This window comes from Pedobacter sp. (genome assembly GCF_045628745.1).
Classification (GTDB): domain Bacteria; phylum Bacteroidota; class Bacteroidia; order Sphingobacteriales; family Sphingobacteriaceae; genus Pedobacter.
Map to the genome: position 1 here is coordinate 1 of NZ_JAZQPU010000126.1, position 7,060 is coordinate 7,060.

The window sequence follows — 7,060 nt, forward strand, 5'->3', positions numbered from 1 at the left end:
GATTCTTGAAGCCACCATTATGGCTCAGGAGAAAGAAAGAGCAGAAATCAGCAGCACCCTCCATGACAGCATTTGTCAGATTCTATATGGCATCAGGTTAAATTTGCAGAGTTTTCAAATCAAACACAAGTTTAAAGATGAACTGAGCAATGTAAACCAGCTCCTGGAACAGGCCATCAAAGACACCCGGCAGATGTCCTATGAGCTCACCCCATCGGTATTGAAAAACTTTGGATTTACGGCTGGCATCAATGAAATTGCTCAACGCCTGAATACGCCAAATTTCCACATTAAATGTAACATCCCTAAAGCTGTAAATCAGCTTCCTGCTGATGTACAGCTTTATTTATTCCGTATTATACAGGAATTAATTAATAATACCATCAAACATGCCAAAGCTAGTGTAGCGGAGATTAAAATTGTGCTTAATGATCAACAAATTATGATGTCAGTATCTGATAATGGAACTGGCTTTGATCCGAATTCGATGGCTATACAGCCAAAAGGTGCTGGTTTAAGTGGAATTAAAAATAAGGTATTTTTATTGGATGGTGAAATGTTGGTTAACAGTACCACACATGGTACCACAACTATCATCAAATTTAAAAATGTAACTCCACTTGATGATATTTAAAATAAATAAAATCCTATCTTGAACAGCTTTAATAATTATAAGAATAGCTTAACTTATATCATAAAAATTAACGTTGCCCACATGTTGAATGTACTGCTAGCTGAAGATCATAACATCGTTCGTAATGGCATTAAGATGCTGTTAGAAACCGACGAGCAAATCAGTGTTGTTGGAGAAGCAGCCAATGGCCGGGAAGCTCTTGGCCTTATTGCTAATGGAAACAACATTCATGTGGTTGTAACAGATATCAATATGCCTGAAATAGATGGGCTATCGCTGATCAGTAAAATCAAAGAAATCAATGATGATATCAAAGTAATCATCCTTTCTATGCATGACAGTGAAAAATACGTAATGCAGGCTTTTACATCAGGAGCTTCGTGTTACCTGCTGAAGAATATTTCTGCAGATGAATTGATATTTTCTGTCAAACATGTAGGGAGAGGGGAGAAGTACCTTTGTTCAGAAATCAGTAACAGGTTGTTAGATAGGTTAATACAAAGGTCTTATGCAGAGGACGGTGGTATAGACCTTAGCAAAAACTTCTCCATGAGAGAAATTGATGTCCTTAAACTAATTGCAGAAGGACTCACCAATAGTGAAATGTCTGAACGTCTTTTTATCAGTAAACGAACAATTGAGGGGCACCGGCAAAATCTGATCGAAAAAACGGGCTCAAGAAATACAGCCTCTCTAATAAAATACGCTGTATTAAACGGAATTCTCAAATAATACCTTCCGGTAATCAGGTGTTTGATGTATCTTTTTTACGTATATCTACGCTATTTTTACTTTTAAATTGTTGTTATATTTAATCGTCTGAAAGAATAATTCTATTCGGTAGATTAAAGTTATTAATACAGACATTTATTTTTACTAATTCCTAGATAATGAGTAAAGTATTATTAATTGATGATGACGTAGACATGCTTGAAGTGATGGAATCAACTTTAACCTTCTACGGATATAACGTTCAAACCAGCAGCTACACAGATAATATCGTTGCACTTGTTCATTTACATCAACCCGACTTGGTCATCATAGATTACCTGATGCCGGGCATCAACGGTGGCGAAATGTGCGCCGAACTTAAGCGCACAGAAGTCACCAAAGACCTCCCTGTAATTATCGTTTCTGCCTATGAGCGCATCATCCAGTCGTTAGGAAATTATGGCTGTGATGCTTTCGTGTCAAAACCTTTTGATATGAAACATTTACTAGCCGTCATCCAAAAAACAATTTCTACTACACCTGCCCGTTTTTATTTCCAGCAACACAAATTTACAGACCAGCATTTGCAAAAATAGCAGTTCAATAAAAACTGAAGGTGTTGTTATTAAATGACAGATTTACTGTATTATACAAATAGGTTCCATAAAAAATTTAGTAATGTACTGATTGTCAAGGTTAATGTGAGTAACTAATTGATAATTAAAAACATATAATTTTTAATTTAACTATAAAGAAAACGACATTAAAAGACTCTTTAGCGTGGTAAACTGATGGTCTATTTGATGGGTTTATCTTTGCACAAGCCCATTGACAAGGCTCTTCCATTGGGGATAAGACAGGCCTAATTTAGCGGACCAACCTACAAGGGTATTCCTGATATTGTCGGTGAGTTTCTCGGTATCCGTGTTAGCTTTTTCATTGCGACCATGGACTTCGGCATATACTTCGCTGCCTATTCTTTTGACCTGGAAAGTAGAGGTTGCGGTATCCTCGAAAAAGTGTGCTGTATCCGTTTTTTCATTGTTAGGGTTTGCAGCTGGCCTTACCGTAATGCTGGTGACATCAGCCTGGTTTTCGTTTTGTGATAAAACCTGCTCAACCTTTACCCAATCGTATCCGTCGCCTGTAGAACTGCCCGGACCCGGGATGTCAATTTTCAGGTAATCTCCTTCTTGAACAGGTCTTTTTACTTCATTGCCATTTTGATCTGTCAGCATAAAAGTGGAAACCGGCACCTGGCATACATCATACCAATCGTATACGGCCATAAGTCTAGCCTTTGCAATTTCATAAAATGCCATTGCCTCCTCTTTGCTGTCGAAAGTTGTTTTGGCTGTAATATCCATTTTACTGCCTTCATGTTGTTCTGGGATAGGTGTGCTCATCAAAGTAATTTTAGGTTATCGATTTTATGAAAAACTGTTTAGCAGCGATATTGTTTTCCATAAGCGTGATTTGCTTTTTAACGGGCGATGAAGCTTAGGCTTTTGATGCATTCAAGGAGTTTCGCTTTTAAAATTCATATTTATGGAAAAGAATAAAGTAAAACAAATACACGATTATGGCCAGAGTATCTGGCTTGATTTTATTGATCGGCAGATTATTAAATCGGGAGATTTACAACGTTTAATCGATGAAGATGGGGTTAGAGGGGTAACTTCAAACCCTGCTATATTTGAAAAGGCCATCAACAGCAGCGATGATTACCAGGAAGACATGATCCGGTTGGCAAAAGAAACCTCTGACCTGGAGGTCTTGTTTTACCAGATGGCCATATTGGACATCAGGAATGCGGCAGACTTATTTCAGCAGGTATTTAACGAAGAAGTTAAAGGGGCTGATGGTTATGTAAGCCTGGAAGTATCTCCACGGCTCGCCAGAGATACAAATGGTACCATCGCTCAGGCCGTTGAATTATGGAAAGAAGTAGATCGGGAAAATGTGATGATCAAAATTCCTGGTACGGCAGAAGGGCTGGAAGCCATCCGGCATTCTATTGAGGAGGGTATCAATGTCAATGTAACGCTTTTGTTTGGCTTAGACCGGTATAGAGCTGTAACAGAAGCTTATATTAGTGGATTGGAAGCCAGGTTGGCAAAAGGGCAGCCACTTGAGCATATTGCTTCTGTAGCCAGTTTTTTCTTAAGTCGCATAGATGTTTTGATTGATCCCCTGTTAGAAGAAAAGGGCTTAAAAGAATACCAGGGAGAAGTAGCGATCGCTTCTGCAAAAATGGCCTACCAAATTTATAAAGAAATTTTCAGCAGCGAGCGCTGGGAAAAACTACGTGCTGCAGGAGCAAAACCACAAAGGTTATTGTGGGCTAGCACCAGTAGTAAAAATCCTGCGTTTAAAGCAACGAAATATGTAGATGCACTCATTGGTCCTGATACCGTAGATACGGTCCCTATGGAGACGATTATAGCTTATAGGGAAGAAGGAAGTCCTTCTTTAAGTCTTGAGCAGGATTTGGACAAAGCCCAAACAATTTTAACCAAAGTTAAAGATGCGGGAATAGACTTTGATTTGGTCACCGCAAAACTGGAAGAAGAGGGCATTGAGAAATTTATCAATCCTTATAATAAATTGATTCAGACTATCGAAAACCATTTAAAGTAATTTTAAGCATTAATTTAAACCTGTAAAAACATTGATTATGGATAATAACCCGCATACCAAATACCCTATTCCGCCATTCCCAAAACAAGAACAGGATACACCGGGTATAGAAGCTCAATTATCGCCAAAGGCAGATCATGGTGAAGAATCTTATAAAGGTTGTGGTAAGCTGACTGGTAAAAAGGCAATTATTACCGGCGGTGATTCCGGCATTGGAAAGGCTGTAGCCATTGCTTTTGCCCGTGAGGGGGCTGATGTATTGCTATCTTACCTTGGCGATGTCGAAGATAAAGATGCTCAGGATACTGCCCGCTATATTGAAGATGCAGGAAGAAAAGCTGTTTTAATGAAAGGGGATGTGGGTCAGGAGGAGCATTGTATTGCCCTGGTTAAAAAAGCCGTAGAAGAATTTGGGCAGCTGGATATTGTGGTTAACAATGCTGCCTTTCAGATGGCCAGAGAAGATCTGCAGTCGATTCCATCAGAAGAATGGAAATATACATTTGATACCAATATTCACGCGATGTTTTACTTGTGTAAAGCTGCGGAGCCTTATTTAAAACCCGGCAGCAGCATTATTAACACCACTTCTGTAAACGCTTATTCTCCTACGCCGAAATTGCTGGCCTATGCGGCAACAAAAGGCGCTATTCAGAATTTTACTTCTAATTTAAGTCAGATTTTACTGGAAGCCGGAAAAGGCATCAGGGTAAATGCGGTGGCACCGGGACCCATCTGGACCCCTTTAATACCATCCACTATGCCTGAGCCTGAGAATTTTGGCAAGGACACCCCCATAGGCCGACCAGGGCAGCCGGTAGAAGTCTCGCCAGCATTCGTATTTTTAGCAAGTGATGAAGCCAGTTACGTATCTGGGGCTACATTACCTGTAACAGGTGGAAGGGTTACCATTTAAATTTAGTTATGCTGTTGTTAAAACAGACAAGTGCCTGTATCAAAACAGAAAAGAGGCTGTATCGTTTTCGATGCAGCCTCTTTTTTTTACTGAGAATTTTAACAAGGTCATTCTATTATTGTTAGTCACATTGTGTTGACTGTTTGTGTCAGAAAAGATGCGGTTAGGTAAAATTTGCTATAGCGTAAAAAAGGCTTGTGCACATGACTTACAGGAAATCGAAAACTTATAGTTACCATAGCGTTCAGAGGGCGTTGGTAGGGCCTTCATAGGGCCTTCCTATATCGCTTGGATAAACGAACCCCCTGGCAATGCCCTCTAAAGGATAGCTCAATTATTAGTTAACAGTAACGTGACCGATGGGTACGATTAACTTAATGCTAAAATTTCTTCCCATATTATAAATGCCGGATTTACCATTCGGTGAAGATTGATAATATTCAAAATACTTCAGGCGGTTTAAATGACTTTGGTAGCTGGTATCAAAAATATTTTCTGCCTGTAGAAATATGTCAATCACTGTTTGTTTCTTTTTATTTCGTATACCTGTACCTAATCCGGCACTAAAAAGCGTATAGCCTTTGGTGAAAGTTTCCGTATCGTCGATGGCATAAAACCTGTCCTTATCGGCATAGTGGTTAAGTTCCATTTTGATATAAGGTTTAGCAAAAAAATGATGTTTTGTAGCGGCAAGCGTAAGTTTCAACTCCGACCGTAATTGCATTGGGGGCAATAATGGAAGTGGTACTCTCCCGGTACGGCCCACCACATAAGACAAACTATTATTGAAATTTAACCAAGGCATCGCTTGTGGGTGGATATTCACACTGGTTTCTAGCCCATATAAGCGTGCTGAAGCTTGCTTATACTGATAAGTTAGGTTGCCGGGAACGACCACCACCGGGTCGCCATTTTCATCAGTGAGTCTTGCCTGGTAGATATAATTCTGGATGTTGTTGTTAAAAAGCTCCACACTGAAGTCAATATTTTTGAGGTAAGCCATAAAGCCCACATCCTGTTGAAGGTTAAACTCAGGCACGAAAGTTCTGTTGCCAAGGTACACAATGTGTGCACCGGGATCTAAACCATTGGAGCCAATTTCGGTAATGTTGGGCGCCCGGTATCCCCGGGCAATATTGGCTTTGAATAAAATCCTGTCAGTGAGGTTATAGGTTAGTCCGGCGCTGCCTGATAGACCCCTGTAAATTTTGTCGAAGGCTGTAAACTGCTCAAAGTCGTTCCAGTCTACCTTTCGCTGGTCCATGCGCAATCCTGCAGAAAGATCAACCTTGCCGAAAGATTTTTTGGCAAAGAAAAAGCCACCCACATCAAACAGGTTATAATTAGGGATAGGATAAGTTGTGGCCTCTTTATTTCTGTTGGTTTGCAACATTCCACTCAACCCAACAGTGGTTTCAAGTCCTTTAATTTGGGGGAAATTATATTTCACATCGAAGTTAAAGGTGTTCAGTTCGAGGTATAAACCAGCCTGATCAGGCATGGTGGGGTGCATATATTCCCTGCGTACACTCTGCTGTGCGCCAATTAAAACATCCAGCAGCGCATCGCCCAATTTATATTGTCCCGATTGGTAAAGCCTGTAATGTTGAATATGCTGGTGCAGCGGCACTATGCTGTAACTTTTTAAAGCATTTTGAGGAACAATGGGTCTGGTTTTAAGGTCATCACCATCATCCAAAACCTGCCAGGTAAATTTTCTGCTCAGCGAATCGCGACTACCATCAGGAATCTCCTGCAGGTTATTGTAATAATTGGCCGCAATTTTTGCATGCCCCCATTTTTTATACACCCCTGCGCTGGCAGATAAATTGTATTCGCGAAAAGCCGTACCATACACATAGCCATCAACGTTATTGCGGTAATTGTGGGCTATTTTGCCACTTCCACGCACAGCAAAACGCCAGTCGTTTTGATGAAGTGCCAAACCTAATGAATTGCCAAACAGGCCGTTGTTATGCTGGTATTCTGTGGTGAAATCGCCTTTCAAAACACCTTGCGGCAAAACCGACTGATCAGGAATCAAGTTGATCACACCCGCCACGGCATCAGAACCATACGTTAAACTTGCAGGCCCCTTCACCACCTCTACCCTGGAAATTCCATAAGGGTCAATTTCAATTCCATGCTCATCACCCCAT

7 protein-coding genes are annotated in these 7,060 nt (G+C 40.5%); 5 read left to right on the forward strand and 2 right to left on the reverse strand.

Going from position 1 to position 7,060, the window contains the following annotated elements; genetic code table 11:
* The 3 genes from ACR2F7_RS05290 to ACR2F7_RS05300 form a co-directional block, all read left to right on the forward strand.
* Positions 1-634: sensor histidine kinase (locus tag ACR2F7_RS05290; RefSeq protein ID WP_432712545.1), on the forward strand; the 634-nt coding region annotated here is incomplete at its 5' end.
* A gap of 81 nt (positions 635-715) precedes the next feature.
* Positions 716-1,366 carry a response regulator transcription factor gene (locus ACR2F7_RS05295; RefSeq protein WP_432712546.1) on the forward strand — a complete coding sequence of 217 codons (651 nt, stop codon included), beginning with the start codon at positions 716-718 and terminating at the stop codon, positions 1,364-1,366.
* A 158-nt stretch (positions 1,367-1,524) separates the two neighbouring features.
* Positions 1,525-1,941, forward strand: a complete 417-nt coding sequence (locus ACR2F7_RS05300) for a response regulator (RefSeq protein ID WP_432712547.1) — start codon at positions 1,525-1,527, stop codon at positions 1,939-1,941.
* Positions 1,942-2,154: 213 nt separating this feature from the next.
* Here the strand turns inward: ACR2F7_RS05300 and ACR2F7_RS05305 are convergent, their stop codons facing one another.
* Positions 2,155-2,751 carry a hypothetical protein gene (locus ACR2F7_RS05305; RefSeq protein WP_432712548.1) on the reverse strand — a complete coding sequence of 199 codons (597 nt, stop codon included), beginning with the start codon at positions 2,749-2,751 and terminating at the stop codon, positions 2,155-2,157.
* Between the two features lie 142 nt (positions 2,752-2,893).
* Here ACR2F7_RS05305 and tal point away from each other — a divergent pair, with 142 nt between their 5' ends.
* Entirely contained in the window at positions 2,894-3,985 is a 1,092-nt protein-coding gene (tal, locus tag ACR2F7_RS05310; RefSeq protein WP_432712549.1) for a transaldolase, read from the forward strand.
* A 37-nt stretch (positions 3,986-4,022) separates the two neighbouring features.
* Entirely contained in the window at positions 4,023-4,901 is an 879-nt protein-coding gene (locus ACR2F7_RS05315) for an SDR family oxidoreductase (protein ID WP_432712550.1), read from the forward strand.
* Between the two features lie 337 nt (positions 4,902-5,238).
* Here the strand turns inward: ACR2F7_RS05315 and ACR2F7_RS05320 are convergent.
* The coding region (locus ACR2F7_RS05320; protein ID WP_432712551.1) for a TonB-dependent receptor at positions 5,239-7,060 on the reverse strand (1,822 nt) is incomplete at its 5' end.